This window comes from Rickettsia sp. Tenjiku01 (assembly GCF_001653015.1).
GTDB lineage: Bacteria > Pseudomonadota > Alphaproteobacteria > Rickettsiales > Rickettsiaceae > Rickettsia > Rickettsia rickettsii.
Genome location: NZ_BCMR01000019.1, coordinates 1 through 17,870 on the forward strand (window position 1 = coordinate 1; position 17,870 = coordinate 17,870).

Sequence of the window (17,870 nt, forward strand, 5' to 3'; positions counted from 1 at the left end):
TACCGGCGGTAATATAAACTTATTAAAAGATCAAGTTCAGCTAGAACTAAATAAAATCCCAAAAGTTCAGGTTGAGGGAGGGGGACAAGTTTATTCTTCTGCTGAAGCTCTTAAAGTTTTAGAAAAAGCTAGTAGCATTGCTAAAGACAGTGGGGATAGCTTTGTAACCATAGAGCGTATATTTGAAGCATTAACTTATGATAATACTATAGCCGGTAAAATTTTAACGAATAATGGAATTAATAATAAAAAAATAGCAACAGCTATTTTACAGTTTCGTAAAGGCAAAAAAGCAGATACCGAATCGGCAGAAAATAGTTACGATGCTTTAAAGAAATACGGCAGAGACGTAACAGAGCTTGCAGAAAGCGGTAAGCTTGATCCGATAATCGGACGTGATGAAGAAATAAGAAGAACGGTGCAGGTACTATCACGACGTATGAAAAATAATCCTGTGTTGATTGGAGAACCTGGAGTCGGTAAAACTGCTATAATAGAGGGGCTTGCACAACGAATATTTAGTAAGGACGTACCTGAATCGCTTATTAATTGCCGTATTATTGAGCTTGATATGGGAGCTTTAATAGCGGGAGCTAAATATCGAGGCGAATTTGAAGAGCGTCTTAAAGCAGTGCTTAGCGAAATTAAAGAATCAAGCGGTGAAATTATTTTATTTATAGATGAATTGCATCTATTAGTTGGTACAGGAAAAACCGACGGTGCTATGGATGCCTCGAATTTACTAAAGCCGATGCTTGCTCGTGGTGAGCTGCATTGTATCGGTGCTACTACTCTAGATGAATATCGTAAATATATCGAAAAAGATGCGGCACTTGCTCGTCGTTTTCAGCCTGTTTACGTGAGTGAGCCGACGGTTGAGGATACTATATCAATACTTAGAGGAATTAAAGAAAAATATGAGCTGCATCATGCAGTGCGAATTTCCGATAGTGCAATAGTTGCAGCAGCGACGTTATCAAACCGTTATATTACCGATCGTTATTTACCTGATAAAGCTATTGATTTGATTGATGAAGCTTGTAGCCGTATGAAAATAGAGCTATCAAGTAAACCAGAAGAGCTGGATGAGTTGGACCGTCGTATTATTCAGATAAAAATAGAACTTGCAGCACTTAAAAAAGAAAATGACGAGCATTCTAAAAAGAAAATAGAGCATTTAACTACAGCATTAGAAAAATTAGAGTCTAAATCCTATGATATGGGAGCTAAATGGCAAGCTGAAAAGTCTAAACTACAGCAAACACAAAAGCTCAAAGAAGAACTAGACCGTAGCCGAAATGAGCTTGAACGTGCCGAACGTGATGCTAATCTCGCTAAGGCTAGTGAGCTAAAATACGGAATTATACCTGAGATTATGAAAAAGATTCAGGAAGCCGAAAGTATGGATAATAAAGGGCTGTTAAAAGAAATTGTATCGGAAAGCGATATAGCAAGTATTATCTCTCGTATTACTGGTATTCCAATTGATACGATGCTATCAAGTGAACGTGAGCGTCTGCTTGTGATGGAGCAGAAATTACGAGAATCGGTAATAGGACAGGATAAGGCAATTAAAGGTGTTAGTGATGCGGTAAGAAGATCACGTGCAGGGATTCAAGATATTAACCGCCCGCTTGGTTCGTTCTTATTTTTGGGACCGACCGGAGTCGGTAAAACCGAGCTTACCAAAGCCTTAGCTGGTTTTCTTTTTGATGACCGTAATGCAATACTTCGTATAGATATGTCGGAATATATGGAGAAGCACGCTATTTCTCGCCTGATAGGAGCTCCTCCCGGCTATATCGGATATGATCAAGGCGGAGTGTTGACGGAGGCAGTAAGACGCCGTCCTTATCAGGTAATATTATTTGATGAGGTTGAAAAAGCCCATCCCGATATATTTAATATTATGCTGCAAATACTTGATGAGGGAAGATTAACAGATAGTCAAGGTATAACGGTTGATTTTAAGAATACTATAATAGTTTTAACGTCTAATTTAGGTGCTGAGATACTCGTTAATCAGAAAGAGGACGAAGATACATATAAAGTAAAGGATGAGGTTATGGAATATGTAAAAGCAGTATTTAAACCTGAGTTTTTAAACAGACTAGACGAGATTATATTATTCCATCGCCTAAATCGTAATAATATTCATGATATAGTTAAGATACAGCTTGAAAGTTTAAAGAAAATTTTACTAGCACAAAATATTATTCTTGAATTTGATGAATCTGCCTTAAATTATTTAGCCGAAAAAGGTTATGATCCAAGCTTTGGAGCAAGACCCTTAAAACGTCTTATCCAGCGGGAAATACAAAATAATTTAGCCAAAATGATTTTAGCAGGCGAAATAAGTAGCGGTAAAACGGTTAAAATAAATGCAAAGGATAAAGAATTGAAGGTAACAATGAGTTGATTAATTTTTTCCGAATAACGAGTTATCGCATAATCCACTATTCTTGTTAAAGGCACTGTTTAATAATTATTGATTTTGCCATTGCGGGCTATTAAAAGATTTGTTGCATAGCTCAAAAAACGCGTTTGATGTCATTCCTGCGGAAGCGGGAATGACACAAAACGAGCAATGCAACAAGACCACAACTAAAAGGAGTATGGCCATCTAGAAAAAGTAATAAAAAAATTCTATAAATTAGTATTAATAATAGTCAATTTCAGCTAATGTTATACTTTCAGTACCTGATAATTTATAATAATCACTACTAGTAAAGTTAGGAATTTGTAAGTCAAATAATAGTGCTTTTTCTTCTTTATACGGATCAACTAAGTAAGAATTTGTAATATCTGCAACTATTGGTGATAAATAGGTTGTTGTTTCAATAAGCTTATAAATAGCATTCTGTCCATCTTTTAATATTTTATCGACTAGTTTTTTATCTTTATAAAAAGTATTTACGGCCCCTATTAAGGCTGTTGATATCTCATATATAATAACACCGTTTTTAATTATATTAGAGTCTAATGTTGCTGTTTTAGAAAAAATTAAAGAAATAACAGTAGGATATTTATTCAATACATTAGGTAGTTCTAAAAAAGTATTTACGGCTGAATAGGCAGAATTGGTTGCTTCTGAAAAACAATTAAATGCTTTGTATATGTTTTCATAATTGCTATTGCTCATAAACTTACCTCTTTTTTATATATGTAATTGCCATGTTTTATGGTAATTACATATCATACTACTAAATTAAGAAGTGTCAATATTAAAAAATTATATTTCTTCTTAGAGGATATCAGTAAATAAATTTTAATTACTAATATCCTCTAAACTCCACCTAGCTTTTGGACAGAAATTCAAAGGAGTAAATAACTTATTATTGTAACGCTCAAGTCCTGCATATGCAATCATTGCAGCATTATCGGTGCATAAGTGGATAGGTGGATAAATAAGCCGATAACCATATGTTTTAGCACAGCTACTTAATATTTTTTGTAAATATTTATTAGCAGCGACACCGCCGGCAATAACTATATTCTTCTTGTCAAAATTATTTGTTATTTGTTCATATGCTCTAATAGCATCTTGTACCTTACTACTTAGAATTTCTCCTATAGTAAATTGAAAACTTGCCGCTATATCATTGATTACAGTGTCATTAATTTCCTTTAAATTCATTATTAAAATACGCACGGCAGTTTTAAGTCCTGAAAAGGACATATTGCAATTACCGCTGTTAATTATAGGTTTTGGAAATTTATATTTATGAGGATCGCCAAGTTTTGCTCTTTTCTCAATTTCAGGTCCTCCGGGAAAAGCTAAGTGTAGCATTTTGGCTACCTTGTCAAAGGCTTCGCCTACGGCATCATCTATAGTAGATCCTAGTATTTTATATTGTCCGAGACCTAAAACTGCTACAAATTGGCAATGTCCGCCTGAAGCTAACAAGAGTAAATAAGGATAAGGAATATTATCGGTTAGTCTTGCGGTTAAAGCATGCCCTTCTAAATGATTAATTGCAATAAAGGGTTTTTTTAAAGCACTGCTTAGTGATCTTGCAAACATTGAGCCAACTATAACACCGCCGATTAAACCTGGACCGGAAGTTGCAGCAATTGTACTAATGTCCGTTAATTTAGTGTTGCTTTCTTTTAAAACATTTTTTAATGCTTTATCTAGATGCGATAAGTGAGAACGTGCAGCAATTTCAGGTACTACCCCTCCAAAAACTGCATGTTCTGTATTTTGTGAAATGATTATATTAGATAAGATTTCTCGATTTTCGGTGATTATAGAAACAGCTGTATCATCACAGCTTGATTCTATACCTAAAATTTTTATCATTCAAATTGAAACTAATTAGAGGTGTTGTTAAGTAAAAAATGATAGTTTGCGTCATTGTGAGAAGGTGTTGTCCACGTGGATACCAATGTCATTCCCGCGTAGGCGGGCATGACATAACAGGGGCCATGTGACAACACCAACACCCGCGTGCAATCACGATATCTATCTTTATTTTAATAATGCCTAATTAGATACCTTTAAGGTATTTAATTGATTATACAGCTTATAAATAGATTGTTCAGCATCAATAATTTTTTTATTAACTATTTTTAATAGTTTTTCCGAAGATTTTTCTGTTATTTGCGTTGCAGCACTTACTTGCTCCGCTAAATTTTTAAGTGATTCTTGTATTTCTACAAAAGATTTTTTAAATTGTTCTTTGATAGTAATAGATGATTCTTCAAGCTCTTTAATTTTTAAGCATAGATTTTCTAATAAATGATCTATTTTAGTTTGCATTAAAGTCAATTTTTGCTTTTGTTTTTCACTAAGATAGCTTAAAGTTTCTTGCATTTTTGCCTGTATACGTACTTTTGTAGTACGTTCAAGTTCTGAAGCTAAACCGATTTTACTCATTAAAAATATTATCCATTTGTGAACGTCCAAATGATACCATTTTGCACCGTTACGATAATCTGAAGGAAAAGCATGATGGTAATTATGCCAATTTTCACCGAGTAAGAATAATGCCATCCACCAAATATCTCCGGCAGTGCCTTTGTAATATTTTTTACTACCGGCAAAGTGGCATAAAGAATTAACGCAGAAGGTTGCTTGCTGCTGTAGGAATCTACCGAGCCCCATAAATAAAAATCCTGAATATGCCGATTGCATAGTACCACCGACTAAGTAACCGATAAATAAAGGCACGACAATATTCATAAAAGCTGCTATTTGCCAATAATATTTTAGCTGCCATTTTAATAAATTGTTTTTCCCGTGCTTAGCCCAAGTAATGCGATCAATAAACTTATAGCTACCGCTTCCGACTAGCATCCATCCTATATGAGACCACATAAAGCCTAAAAATTTATTATTAAATTTTAAAGGAGTATGCGGATCTTGGTCTTGATCCGTATATCTATGATGTTTATAATGATTCGATGCCCAAGATAAAGCTGGTCCTTGTAATGTTCCTGCAGACAGCATAATTAAGACAAACTCGGCATATTTATTTATTTTATAGGCATTATGAGACCATAACCTATGCAAACCGATCCCAACGGTAATATTATTAATATAATAACTAGAAATTATAAAAATAACTTCAGTTAGCCCTATTCCATAATCAAACGAATATTTAACTACAAGAGATATAATAAAAATAGGATAAAATATTAAAGCAAATAAAGCGGGCTTATTTAGTTTACTTAACATAAAATTTACAGTTTTTAGTTATAAAATATATAAATCAGCAACGAATAAAATCTTAATTATATTATACATCAATATTAATAGATATTAACATACTTAATGCATAAATACAAAGAAAATTTTGACAATAAAATTCTAGTTATCCTTATTTAGACAATAACCAATAAACGAACGGTTGTAATAATTAAATTGTCTTTCCCTAGGACCTCTCTAATCCTAATTTATATGAACATCTATGAGACGTTCATTAAAGGTCTCTTTACTTTCCCATAAATATTTTATTATTTCTTGACGCAAAAATACTTCATTTGGAATCTGAAAAAAAAGTTGTAAAATTTTAAACTCAGTAGGACCTAGAGGAATATTCAGTCCGTCTTTGTATACTTTTTCAGTATTTAAATCAATATTTTAATTCTTAAATTTAATAATATTATCTTGTACAACTGACTTGAAACGTCTCAATAAGCTCTTTAAAGTACCTACTATTTGCTCAGATAAGAAGGGCTTATAAAAAAATAGCACGTTATCGTCTATTTCTGTTAGTTATTTATTGTTATTAAAGGATTTTCTTGTAATTCTGCACTAATAATCATGATAACAAGCAGCTGACTAAAAAAATAAGTTAATGCTTTTTCTAGAGTTGAAGCCCTCATTATATTAAATCCTGCTCTCTCTTATATCACTACTTAAAGAAATATTAACACTTTTTTATTTTTATCTTCTATAATTAAAACTTCAGGTAATAGCTTATCAAACACTGAATTAATCTTCATTAATATTTAGTAAATAATTAAAAATTTTTGTAATAATTTTCTAATTTATTAGGGTTTATAGCAAACTTTTTATAAAAAGAAACAAAGAAATAATAATTTTTTAAAGATAATACTTGAATTTAATAGTTTTAGTTGTTATAAATAACTTTATTTTAAAGTTTGTTTGTTGGAGATTCTTATATATCATGAGCTTTTATGAATCAGTTTTTATTATACGTCAAGACGTATCATTAAACGATATAGATAAAATCGTTGATGATTTTGCTAAAATTATTAAAGATAATAATGGTACTATCATAAAAAAAGAATATTGGGGGTTAAGAACTTTAGCTTACAAAATCGGTAATAACAAAAAAGGACATTATTATTTTTTAGGTCTAGATATTACTAGTAATGTAAAAGAAGAGCTAGAAAGAAAAATGAAGCTTAACGAAAATATCATTAGATTTCTTACAATTCAAGCAGATTCAATTAGTAGTGAACCTTCACCGATATTAAAAAATCAAAGTACAGAGAATACTCCGGTAATTGACGTAACGATTAATAATTAAATTTATAAGAATTAAGGTTAAAGAATGTTAAAAAGTAATAATGCTGGTGAAATAGCTGCTCGCAAGGTAGGAGATAAAACTGCTAAAAAAGTATTTTTTAGAAGACGTAAAGGATGCCCTCTTTCTGTGCCTAATGCACCTGTTATTGATTATAAAAACCCTGAGCTTTTAATAAAATTTGTCTCTGAAGGCGGTAGAATGTTACCAAGCAGGATCACAAATGTTTGTGCAAAAAAACAAAGAAAGCTAAATAATGCTATTAAAATTGCAAGAATTTTAGCGTTATTACCTTTTGTATTTCAAGCTAAATAAAGGCATAATACATGGAAATTATATTAATAAAACCCGTAAGAAAATTAGGTAAAATTGGCGACATACTCAAAGTAGCAGATGGGTTTGGTCGTAATTATCTTTTACCACAAAAATTAGCTATTAGAGCTACTGAGCCTAATAAAGAGCTAATAGTTAAACAAAAACACGAATTTGAAGCAAAAGATAAGCAAATAAGAGAAGAAGTAGAAAAAATTAATGCTCTTATTAAAGATCAACAATTAGTTTTTATCCGTCAAACATCAAATGACGGTAAACTTTTCGGTTCGGTTACTAATAAAGAAATAGCCGATAAATTATCTGAAAATATAGCTTATAATATTTCTCATTCAAATATTATTCTTGATAAACAAATTAAATCTACCGGAATTTATACAGTTGAAATAAGACTCCATGCAGAGCTTAATGCTATAGTTACGGTTATTGTTGCAAGATCAGAATCAGAAGCACAAGATTATTTACGCGAACAAAAGACTGAAACTTCAGAAGATTTAGCTGAGTCAGCATAAATTTTTTTTATCATCTAATTGTGTAGTTTTTTGTTACCATTGCAAAAGCAGAGCATTGTTGTATGGCTTGAGAAGCTTGCTCGATGTCATTCCCGCGTAGGCGGGCATCCAGCATCAAGTGAGATAAATCGAGCTTTTAATTTCAAGAATTTGTTGTATTTATACTTTTTTTCTGGATTCCTGCTTTCGCAGGAATGACATAAGAGCCATGCAACAACGTCCCGCCTACGTGGCAATGACATACTACTAAGTTTGACCACAATATCTAAACATTTTACAATACTAACATTTTTCAACCATGCTATATGAAAAATTTGAGTATAATATCAATAATCTAATAGGTAATTTTGGCTTATCTAAAATATCGATTGCAGTATCTGGTGGGAGCGATTCGGTAGCACTTCTTTATCTTGCTAATATTTGGGCAGAAAAAAATAATATAGAATTATTTGTTATATCGGTTGATCATAACTTACGGGAACAGTCGAAGCAAGAGACCCATTATATCCAAAATATCAGTAATAGTCTAAATCGCAAGCATTATAGTTTATCTTTTGACCATCAAAATAATTTTTCCAATTTACAAGAAAGAGCAAGAGAAGGACGCTATGATTTGATGACAAATCTATGTCTAGAACTCGATATATTAGTACTTTTAACTGCTCACCATGAAGATGATTACGTAGAAAATTTTTGTTTAAGATTAGAGCGTAATAGCGGTATATTTGGACTTAGTAGCAGTAATATCAATTGGTATAATAATATACACATAATTAGACCGCTATATAATATTCCAAAAAGTGAATTAGTAGAATATTTAGTCAGTCATAATATAAAATGGTTTGAAGATGAATCAAATGCATCTGATAAATATAGACGAAATGTTATTAGGCAAAAATTAGCTAAAGGTGCAGATTATATTAGACATTTTTCCAAACCAGCTTATAGAGAGGAATTTAAAGGAGACACGGAACGCAGCACCGCAGCGTACACAAGCGTAGGTGAGGAGGCATTGTTACGTGGACCGGTAAAACTCACTGTGTCATCCCGTGGCTTGACCACGGTAAAGACAATAAAAAGTACTAATAATTTTAGTATTTTTAACTGGATCCCGTGGTCAAGCCACGGGATGACAGAGGTAAAATTGATCCACGCAACAATGCCACGTGAGGATGCGAGTACCGGAACGGCGTCTAAATTACCTCTAGAAGCGAAGTGTGGAAAGATGTCTAAAGCCGCAATAATCTCACAACAACTTAAAACCAACAAACTTATAGAAAACGAGTTTAAGCCTGAATTAATATCGGCGATAGCTGAAGCGGTCAAGATTTTTGAATATGGCTTTGCTTTTCTTGATTTAGTTAAATTTGATAAGTTTTCAAATGAGGTGAAAGTACAAATAATTAATTTTTTACTGATAATAATTAGTGGACAATCTAGAGCAGCTCGTTTTTATTCGGTAGAACCTATTTTGAAATTAATTACTCAAGACGTAAACTTTAAGAATACACTTCATGGCTGTATAATTAAGCGCATACAAAACGAGTTACTTATATACAGGGAATTCGGCAAAAAATTGCCTGAGAGTAAAATATTACTAGATAAATCCGTTATTTGGGATAATAGATTTTGTATCACAAAAAATCAAGAAACTCCAAATTGTTTTGTAACTCATCTATCGTTAAAAGATTATAAAATAATAAAGAAACAATTAGATTTAGAACCTTTGAAAAATCTATCCTGCAAAAACCACAATGCAGTTTTATTGACCTTACCTATCATTAAAATACTTGAAAAAGTTATAGCAATACCACATATATCATATTATGATAACGACATGTGGAACTTTGAAGTATTTTTTTCTCCAAATTTTGTATCTCGTTTCACCCATTTTTGCTAACACCGGTATTTAAGAGGTTATCTGTAAATAAATTTTAACTATAAAATTTATTTACAGACCTCTCTTATATCAATAAAAATTTTTATTAGGTTTTATATCGATGAATAATCAAGGTAGAAGTATTTTAGCTTGGGCAGCACTTTTTATTTTTGTAATATTACTTTTTAATGTGTTCCAATCTGACGGTTTACTTGGTGGAAGAAATAATATAACTTTCTCGGATTTTTTAACACGAGTTGATGAAAAAACCGTTAATTCGGTAAAAATTCAGGGTAGAGTAATTGAAGGTACTTCAAATGACGGCTCTACTTTTAATACTTATGCTCCTGATTATCCTGATTTAGTAAATCGTCTTACTAGCAATGACGTTAATATTGAAGTAGTGCCTCTTGAAACAAGAATGAATACCTTTTTAGGCTTTTTAATTTCTTGGTTTCCTATGCTTTTATTGATAGGTGTTTGGGTTTTTTTCATGCGTCAAATGCATGGAGGTGGGAAAGCCATGGGGTTTGGAAAATCTAAAGCTAGGTTGCTATCAGATAAAGGACCAAAAATTACCTTTAAAGATGTAGCAGGTATCGATGAAGCAAAAGAAGAATTAACTGAAATAGTAGATTTTTTAAGGGATCCAAGCAAGTTCCAAAAGCTTGGTGGTAAAATACCGAAAGGCTGCTTACTTATAGGTCCTCCCGGAACCGGTAAGACACTTCTTGCTAAAGCAATTGCAGGTGAGGCTAATGTTCCGTTTTTTAGCATATCCGGCTCTGATTTTGTTGAAATGTTTGTAGGTGTCGGTGCAAGCCGTGTGCGTGACATGTTTGAACAGGGTAAACGTAATGCTCCTTGTATTATCTTTATCGATGAAATTGATGCGGTAGGTCGCCATAGAGGTATCGGTATGGGTGGCGGCAATGATGAACGTGAGCAAACCTTAAACCAAATGTTAGTCGAAATGGATGGATTTGAAGCAAACGAGGGAGTTGTGATCATTGCAGCTACAAACCGTCCTGACGTTCTTGATCGTGCATTACTGCGTCCCGGTAGGTTTGATCGTCAAATTGCCGTTGCAAACCCTGATATAAATGGTCGTGAGCAAATTCTAAAAGTACATTTAAAGAAAATTAAATATAATAGTACGGTACTAGCACGAATTATTGCTCGCGGTACCCCGGGCTTTTCCGGTGCTGAACTTGCTAACTTAGTTAATGAAGCTGCTCTTATTGCTGCAAGGCTTGGTAAGAAAGAAGTAGATATGCACGATATGGAAGAGGCAAAAGATAAGGTGCTGATGGGAGTTGCACGTCGCTCCATTGCAATGTCGGAGAAAGAAAAAAGGTTGACTGCATATCATGAAGGCGGACATGCATTAGTAGGACTTTATTGTCCTGCAGCATCACCTATTCATAAGGCTACGATTATACCACGTGGTAATGCTCTTGGGATGGTGCAAAGACTTCCTGAAACTGATGAATATTCTCAAAATCGTGAACAGATGGAATCATCTATAGCAGTTTATATGGCAGGAAGAGTAGCGGAGGAGATTATTTTCGGTAGAAATAAAGTTACCTCAGGAGCTTCGTCGGATATAAAAGGTGCAACTAATATTGCAAGAGCGATGGTTACAAAAGCAGGTTTAAGTGATTTAATAGGACCGATATTTCACGGTTCAAGTGGTGACGATATGTATGGTAGGCAACCTAATAATGAAACCTCGGAAGCTACTGCAGAGTTAATTGATGCTGAAGTTAAAAGAATTATTACGCAAGGATATGAATTTGCAAAAGATATTTTAACAAAACATATAGATCAACTTCATACCTTAGCAAATGCTTTAATTGAATATGAGACATTGTCCGGTCAGCAAATTAAAAATTTACTTAGTGGTAGAGCTTTAGATTCAGAAGAGGAGAATAAATTTCCTTTTAATGATTCATCTACTATAAAAATAGATAAAGAAAAATCACCTGAGAAAACAAAAACAACTAAAGCTAAAAAAGAAAATTACGCTTCCTAAGTTTAGTAGTATAATTTATGTATAAATTTATAGATTTATTTTGTGGTATCGGTGGTTTTAGAAAAGCCTTGGAAATAAAGGGTCTTGAATGTGTTTTTTCATAGACAAAGACGTACAAGAAGCATATAAAAGAAATTGCGGTGATAAGCCATACGGTGATATTACGGAAATATCAGAAACCAAAATCCCTAAACATGATATTTTATGTGCCGGTTTTCCTTGCCAATCTTTTAGTATTTCAGGTAAGAGGCTTGGTATAGGAGATGTAGACTTTTGTATGAAATAATCAGAATAGTACAATATCACAAACCCTATATATTATTGCTTGAGAATGTTAAAAATATTCTGAATATTAATAATGGCAGCGTAATTGAAACTAAAAAATTAGATGAGATTATAAAGTATATAGCAATGTGTTAAATGCTTCATTATTTGGAGTACCGCAAACAAAGAGAAAGAGTTTATTTTGTTTGTTTACGAAAAGATTTTAGCAGTGAATATACACTCAAATATGTAAAACCGGAAGAGTCTTATGAAATGATTTTTCTTAATGATATTTTAGAACAGGATGTTGATAAAAACGTATATATTAATAGAGATGATGTTATTTTAGATAAAATACCGGTTGAGAAGCAATTAAAGCCAATTAGGATTGGTCAAGTTAATAAAGGCGTTCAAGGTGAAAGGATTTACAGCCCTTTCGGTCATTCACTTTATCATCTTGTGGTGGCGGTGTCGGTGGCTAGAACCGGTCTTTATTATATAAATGATAAGATAAGAAGACTAGCAATCAATGAATGTAAATATTTAATGGGTTTCCCTCAAGATCATTATGTTGCAGATGGATTAAAGGGTTATAGGGCAATTCAGTAATTTCATAAATAATAGCAAATATATATGACTCAATAAAAAGAGCAGTTTAATGGATAATGGAATATATTCGATCAACTTCAAAAATTGGCTAAGTCGTTCTATAAGTACTGCGGTACTCACGTATTAAGTATACGCTGCGTTCCTCGTCTTGTGAACTCCTGGCTCTTTTTGAAGTTGATCTTCGTATATGGATTACTAACTATAAATATCGTCATTGTGAGTAGGCATTGTTGCGTGGACCAGTAAATGCTCTTGATGTCATTCCTGCAGAAGCGGGAATGACATCGGTATCCACGCTGGCAATACCTTGTGAGTAACTGTAAGTAGCATGGCAACCTAGAGACATTAATGTCATCCACGTAACAGGTATGAAAGATTGTGAATTAGCTAATTATTTTGTATAGTTCTAAAAACAAATTTTAAGAGAGTACTTAAAATGGCAGAGTTAAGGTTACCGCCAAATTCAGTAGTAAAAAAAGGTAGAGAGCATAAAGAACAAGAGGAAATGCTTAAACCTAGAAAGATAAAAATTTATAGGTATGACCCTGATCTTGATAAGAATCCTACTATCGATAGTTTTGAGATAGATTTAAGCAAAACCGGACCGATGGTTTTAGATGCTTTAATTAAAATCAAAAACGAAATCGATTCTACTTTAACTTTTAGGCGTTCTTGTCGGGAAGGAATTTGCGGTAGTTGTGCAATGAATATTGATGGTACAAATACTTTAGCATGCATAAAACCAATAGAAGATATATCAGGCGATATCAAAATCTATCCACTTCCTCATATGAAAGTAGTGAAAGATTTAGTACCTGATATGTCGCATTTTTATGCACAATACGACTCTATAGAACCTTGGCTCAAAACCGATAGTCCTACCCCTTCAAACTCTGAAAGGTTACAGTCGATTAAAGACCGAGAAAAGCTTGACGGTTTATATGAGTGTATATTATGTGCTTGCTGTTCTACTTCTTGTCCTAGCTATTGGTGGAACGGTGATAAATATTTGGGTCCTGCGATTTTACTACAAGCATATAGATGGATTGCCGATTCAAGGGATGATAATACCGGTGAACGTCTTGAAGCTTTAGAAGACCCATTTAAGCTTTACCGTTGTCATACGATTATGAACTGTACTAAGACCTGCCCGAAAGGCTTAAATCCTGCTAAAGCTATCGGTAAAATAAAAAGTTTAATTGCAGAACGTCACGGTGTGTGATTTTTAATTTTTTTTAAAAATGATAAAATAATGAAAAAAGCAATTATTTTCTGTTGATTGTAATAATACCATGACACAAGGTGACATGAATTATTGTGTCGCTGCAGAATATAAGAAAGTTGATAAGAAACTAAATCAAATATACCAAGAAATATTAAAACATATTTCAGACAAACGAAAGTTAATTTACTTAAAAACTTCCCAAATTTATGGATTAAGTACCGAGATGCTGATTGTGAATTTCGAAGTTTTGGGGTTTATGGCGGTTCCGTATATCCAATGATACTGCTTATGTGTCTTACATTCTTACAGGAAAAACCGAAGAGCGTATAAAAAAGAATTTGAAGCCATGCTGAAATGTGAAGAAGGGGACTTAAGTTGTCCATTTATAATCAAGACTCAGAACCTAGGTTTTTTTTGTGGACATTTCTAGTTGATTTGCTATTTTGAGGTATTTTGTAGCGAAAATTAATAAGATTTTTGCGGAATAGTTAGTCATATTTCAAAAAAATCTTATAATTTGCAGCAACAAATAGCCAAAATTAAATCTTTTTAGAAATGTCCACAAAACCTAAATTAATTCATAATTTGTAATACTTTAAATAATTCTCCCATTTGTTTCGGTGATATTAGTCTTTCTACCTGTCTTTCTATTATTTGTGCCTGCTCAGACATCATGCCAAACTCTACTTCTAGAGGTAATTTATACGTCGATCCGATACTCGCATCCTCACGTACTAAAGTGTACGCTGCGGTGCTGCGTTTCGTGTCTCCTTTAAATTCCTCTCTATAAGCGAATTTGGCATGATGTCTATCATTAAGCTTGTCTTGCAATGTTTGTTTACGTAATAAGATTCCATTGTCTATTAAAAAATCTCGTTGTGATATTGTATCTATTACGTTTATTTTGCTGTTTTTAGCTACCGTCTTTAATGCATAAAAATCCACATGTGCCGATAAATCAGCTTCTCCAAGATTTTCAAGGATGGGGCAATATTTATGGTTTTTAACCGCTTGTAATGTTTGATTATATTGATATCTAGTTCTACCATTCGGAGCTATATCATAGCCGTAATCTATTATTAAGCCACTGCCGCTTAGTCTTTTTAGATGCTGCGCTATAAATTTTATAATTTCTATCGATTTATAAGATTCTTCAAGTACTGCCCCGTCTTTTGCTTCAATATGAGTACACAGCAGATATTCTTGTAATTGCTTATTAACGCTTATTTTATCGTATTTAATTCTTGCGTCTACTGGCTGCACTACAAATATTCTTTCATACCATAATTCCTTGACTTTAATATATTGCTTTATCGGTATAGCATCAAAGAATTCGTTAGCTATTATTATAGTAGGTTTTTTTGGTATATCTTCTACAAATGATTGATGACTAATCGGTAAATTAATATCTTGTAAATTAGCCTTTTGATAAGCAATAAAATTTTTATTAATTTCTATTAGTTCAATTGATAAGGCTTTATAAAATTCCGGTACTAATTTTGCAGTACGTAGTAAATCACGCATTAATAGACCTCGACCAGGACCAAGCTCTACTAAACTAAGACTTTTTGGGCAGCCAATTCTTTGCCACTCTCTGATACACCATAAGCCGATAATTTCACCGAATAGCTGTGAAATTTCAGGAGCCGTAACAAAGTCACCTTCATTAGCTAATGATTTTACTTGCTTATAATAGGAAGTAGGATTTAAGTTTAATACCTCCTGCATGAGGACATCGCAAGTAATATAACCGTTTTGATCAATTAATTGTCGTATTTTGGATTCGATTGACATATTAAATAACTTCCTAAAAGTAACATAGGTATAGATAAAATTTGTCCCATAGTTAAGCTATCTAAAATAAACCCGATTTGTATGTCGGGTTCTCTAAATATTTCAATAGTGATTCGGAAAAGACCATAAAATGTTAAAAATATTCCTGAGTTTAAACCGTACTTTTTAAGAGTTTTGTGCTTAAATGTTGCATATGCTAAGATACTCAATAATACTAAACCTTCAAAAAAAGCTTCATATAATTGACTAGGATGTCTTGGCATCAAATCGCTATTCGGAAAAATCATACCAAAAGAAGAATTTGTAATACGTCCGTATAGTTCGCCGTTAATAAAATTAGCGATTCTACCTAAAAATAATCCGATAGGTACTACAGGGACTATTATATCCGTGAGACTTAAAAAATTAATTTTATATTTTCGGCAAAACAAATAAGCAGCAATAATCCCCCCTAAAGCTCCGCCATGGAAAGACATCCCGCCTTCATAAGTTTTTAAGATATCTATTGGATTTGAAAAATATCTAGAAGGGTTATATAATAAAACAAACCCTAGTCTGCCTCCGACTATTATGCCTATAACGGCATAAGTAATGAAATCTTCTAGATTTTTTTTGGTAATTTGAGGCTTAAATTTTTCTATAATTTTATTTGCATAGAACCAGCCTAGCAAAATTCCTATTACATATGAAAGAGAATACCAAGAGATAGCAAGTGGACCTATAGAGAAAATAATTGGATTGATATTAGGAAATGTCATAGATAAATAAGTTATTTAATTCATTTAATGTCTGAATTACGGAAAATTACGTAAGTAATTGACGAGGCAATTCAGTTTTTTATTATTTTTATGGGTTGTTGCAGTTGCTTCGTGGCTTTGCAACGACAGTATCTATATTTGCTTAGCAATACCAAATTCTTTTGAGTTAAAATTATTGATAAAAATTCTTAGTAATAATAAATAAGATTTATATTTATAATAATAATGATAGGTAATATATGCAATATTTAATGGATCTATATCATACCTCAAGTACTGAGTTAGTATTATTGTTTGTTATGTTAGTATCTCTTATACCGGTGATATTTCTAATTAAAAGATTAATTTTTATTCCGGTAAAAAATTATTTAACTAGACATCATTATGATGATTATGAAAGGATAAAAAAATATCCTATATTTCGTTATTTATTACATACTTTATTAGCACTTTACTTTGTATGTTGGGGCAAGATTTTTCATTCTACTTCTTTTAAAGCACATGTATTACTGGGAATCAAAGATACTATAGTAATCTTGTATACTGGTATATCTGTGACGATGTTATTATTAACGCTTATAGATGCTTTTGCAGATCTGTATCACAATAGAATCAAAGCCGTTACAAAAAATGCACCGCTTAGCTTATATTTTCAAATATTAAAAATTATTGTCATAGTTATTGCAGCAATGGTAACTATTTCATATATATTAAATATTTCGCTTAGTACATTCTTAACAAGCTTAGGTGCAGCCGCAGCTCTTTTAACATTTGTTTTCAAAGATACCGTTTTAGGATTACTTGCAAGCTTGCAACTAACTACTCAAGAAATTATTAATATTGGAGACTGGGTACGTATAGGCGCCATTGAAGGAACAGTTGAAAAAATTACTATTTCCGTAGTAACAATTAGGAATTTTGACCAATCTATTTCCACAGTTCCTACTTACAGCATTTTAAATTCTAACGTAACTAATTATAGAGGAATTAGTGAATCAGGAGCAAGAAGGGTAAAGAGAGTATTTAATATTAATATGGCAACTATTAACTTCTGTGATGCTACTATTTTAAAAGCACTAAAAAAATCTCCTTATATATCAAAGGATGTAATAGATAAAATCACTCTTGATAAAGAAGAGAAAGATTTAACCAACATTAAACTATTCAAATTATATATTCGGGAATATCTAAAAAATAATCCAGCAGTTTATACCGAAGGGTTTACTTTTCTAGTAAGACAGCTTGAACCTACGATTAATGGGTTGCCTATAGAAATATATATCTTTGTTAAAGAAGTAAATTTAGTAGGTTATGAAAATATACAGGACAATATTTCTGAACATTTCATTTCTATACTTCCTGAATTTAAATTAAAAATATTTCAGAATGTAGGAATGGTATAATATATCCGAAGTAAAATGAAAAGTAGTAAAAATAAATTAAATTTGTATCCAAGATGGAAGTTG

General features: G+C 32.4%; 14 protein-coding genes and 2 pseudogenes. 10 read left to right on the top strand and 6 right to left on the bottom strand.

Annotated features, from left to right (window positions below):
• Positions 1 to 2,419: ATP-dependent chaperone ClpB (gene clpB, locus TENJIKU01_RS05440; protein ID WP_064429502.1), on the top strand; the 2,419-nt coding region annotated here is incomplete at its 5' end.
• Between the two features lie 240 nt (positions 2,420 to 2,659).
• On the opposite strand, the gene TENJIKU01_RS05445 is transcribed toward clpB, so the two are convergent.
• The 4 genes from TENJIKU01_RS05445 to TENJIKU01_RS10755 form a co-directional block, all read right to left on the bottom strand.
• Complete coding sequence (locus tag TENJIKU01_RS05445) at positions 2,660 to 3,142, bottom strand: DUF5424 family protein (protein WP_064429503.1); 483 nt, start codon at positions 3,140 to 3,142, stop codon at positions 2,660 to 2,662.
• Between the two features lie 126 nt (positions 3,143 to 3,268).
• On the bottom strand, positions 3,269 to 4,303 hold the full coding sequence (tsaD, locus tag TENJIKU01_RS05450; protein ID WP_064429504.1) for a tRNA (adenosine(37)-N6)-threonylcarbamoyltransferase complex transferase subunit TsaD: 1,035 nt from the start codon (positions 4,301 to 4,303) through the stop codon (positions 3,269 to 3,271).
• A gap of 183 nt (positions 4,304 to 4,486) precedes the next feature.
• Entirely contained in the window at positions 4,487 to 5,680 is a 1,194-nt protein-coding gene (locus tag TENJIKU01_RS05455) for a fatty acid desaturase (RefSeq protein ID WP_064429505.1), read from the bottom strand.
• Positions 5,681 to 5,893: 213 nt separating this feature from the next.
• Positions 5,894 to 6,082, bottom strand: coding sequence for a winged helix-turn-helix domain-containing protein (locus tag TENJIKU01_RS10755; protein WP_371440166.1), 189 nt, complete (start codon positions 6,080 to 6,082; stop codon positions 5,894 to 5,896).
• Between the two features lie 553 nt (positions 6,083 to 6,635).
• On the opposite strand from TENJIKU01_RS10755, the gene rpsF reads away from it, so the two are divergent.
• The 8 genes and pseudogenes from rpsF to TENJIKU01_RS10760 all read left to right on the top strand — a co-directional run bounded on the left by rpsF (position 6,636) and on the right by TENJIKU01_RS10760 (position 14,182).
• On the top strand, positions 6,636 to 7,001 hold the full coding sequence (gene rpsF, locus TENJIKU01_RS05460) for a 30S ribosomal protein S6 (protein WP_064429506.1): 366 nt from the start codon (positions 6,636 to 6,638) through the stop codon (positions 6,999 to 7,001).
• Positions 7,002 to 7,025: 24 nt separating this feature from the next.
• Complete coding sequence (gene rpsR / locus TENJIKU01_RS05465) at positions 7,026 to 7,313, top strand: 30S ribosomal protein S18 (protein ID WP_064429507.1); 288 nt, start codon at positions 7,026 to 7,028, stop codon at positions 7,311 to 7,313.
• A gap of 11 nt (positions 7,314 to 7,324) precedes the next feature.
• The gene (rplI, locus tag TENJIKU01_RS05470; RefSeq protein WP_064429508.1) at positions 7,325 to 7,840 is read left to right on the top strand and encodes a 50S ribosomal protein L9; all 516 of its coding nucleotides are present in this window, start codon (positions 7,325 to 7,327) and stop codon (positions 7,838 to 7,840) included.
• Between the two features lie 298 nt (positions 7,841 to 8,138).
• Positions 8,139 to 9,740 (top strand): tRNA lysidine(34) synthetase TilS, encoded by a 1,602-nt coding sequence (tilS, locus tag TENJIKU01_RS05475; RefSeq protein WP_064429509.1) that lies wholly within the window; start codon positions 8,139 to 8,141, stop codon positions 9,738 to 9,740.
• Between the two features lie 100 nt (positions 9,741 to 9,840).
• Positions 9,841 to 11,754, top strand: a complete 1,914-nt coding sequence (gene ftsH / locus TENJIKU01_RS05480) for an ATP-dependent zinc metalloprotease FtsH (protein WP_064429510.1) — start codon at positions 9,841 to 9,843, stop codon at positions 11,752 to 11,754.
• A 17-nt stretch (positions 11,755 to 11,771) separates the two neighbouring features.
• Positions 11,772 to 12,627 (top strand): annotated as a pseudogene (gene dcm, locus TENJIKU01_RS10265) (DNA (cytosine-5-)-methyltransferase).
• A 436-nt stretch (positions 12,628 to 13,063) separates the two neighbouring features.
• Positions 13,064 to 13,849 (top strand): succinate dehydrogenase iron-sulfur subunit, encoded by a 786-nt coding sequence (locus tag TENJIKU01_RS05495; RefSeq protein WP_064429512.1) that lies wholly within the window; start codon positions 13,064 to 13,066, stop codon positions 13,847 to 13,849.
• Positions 13,850 to 13,934: 85 nt separating this feature from the next.
• A pseudogene (locus TENJIKU01_RS10760) lies at positions 13,935 to 14,182 on the top strand (lysozyme inhibitor LprI family protein).
• Between the two features lie 243 nt (positions 14,183 to 14,425).
• Here the strand turns inward: TENJIKU01_RS10760 and TENJIKU01_RS05505 are convergent.
• Both TENJIKU01_RS05505 and lgt read right to left on the bottom strand, forming a co-directional pair.
• On the bottom strand, positions 14,426 to 15,646 hold the full coding sequence (locus tag TENJIKU01_RS05505; protein ID WP_064429513.1) for a class I SAM-dependent methyltransferase: 1,221 nt from the start codon (positions 15,644 to 15,646) through the stop codon (positions 14,426 to 14,428).
• Positions 15,616 to 16,404, bottom strand: a complete 789-nt coding sequence (lgt, locus tag TENJIKU01_RS05510) for a prolipoprotein diacylglyceryl transferase (RefSeq protein ID WP_064429514.1) — start codon at positions 16,402 to 16,404, stop codon at positions 15,616 to 15,618. The genes TENJIKU01_RS05505 and lgt overlap by 31 nt, the downstream gene beginning before the upstream one ends.
• 239 nt (positions 16,405 to 16,643) lie before the next feature.
• Between lgt and TENJIKU01_RS05515 the strand changes: the two genes are divergently transcribed.
• Positions 16,644 to 17,807 carry a mechanosensitive ion channel family protein gene (locus TENJIKU01_RS05515; protein WP_064429515.1) on the top strand — a complete coding sequence of 388 codons (1,164 nt, stop codon included), beginning with the start codon at positions 16,644 to 16,646 and terminating at the stop codon, positions 17,805 to 17,807.
• The last annotated feature ends 63 nt before the right edge of the window (positions 17,808 to 17,870 follow it).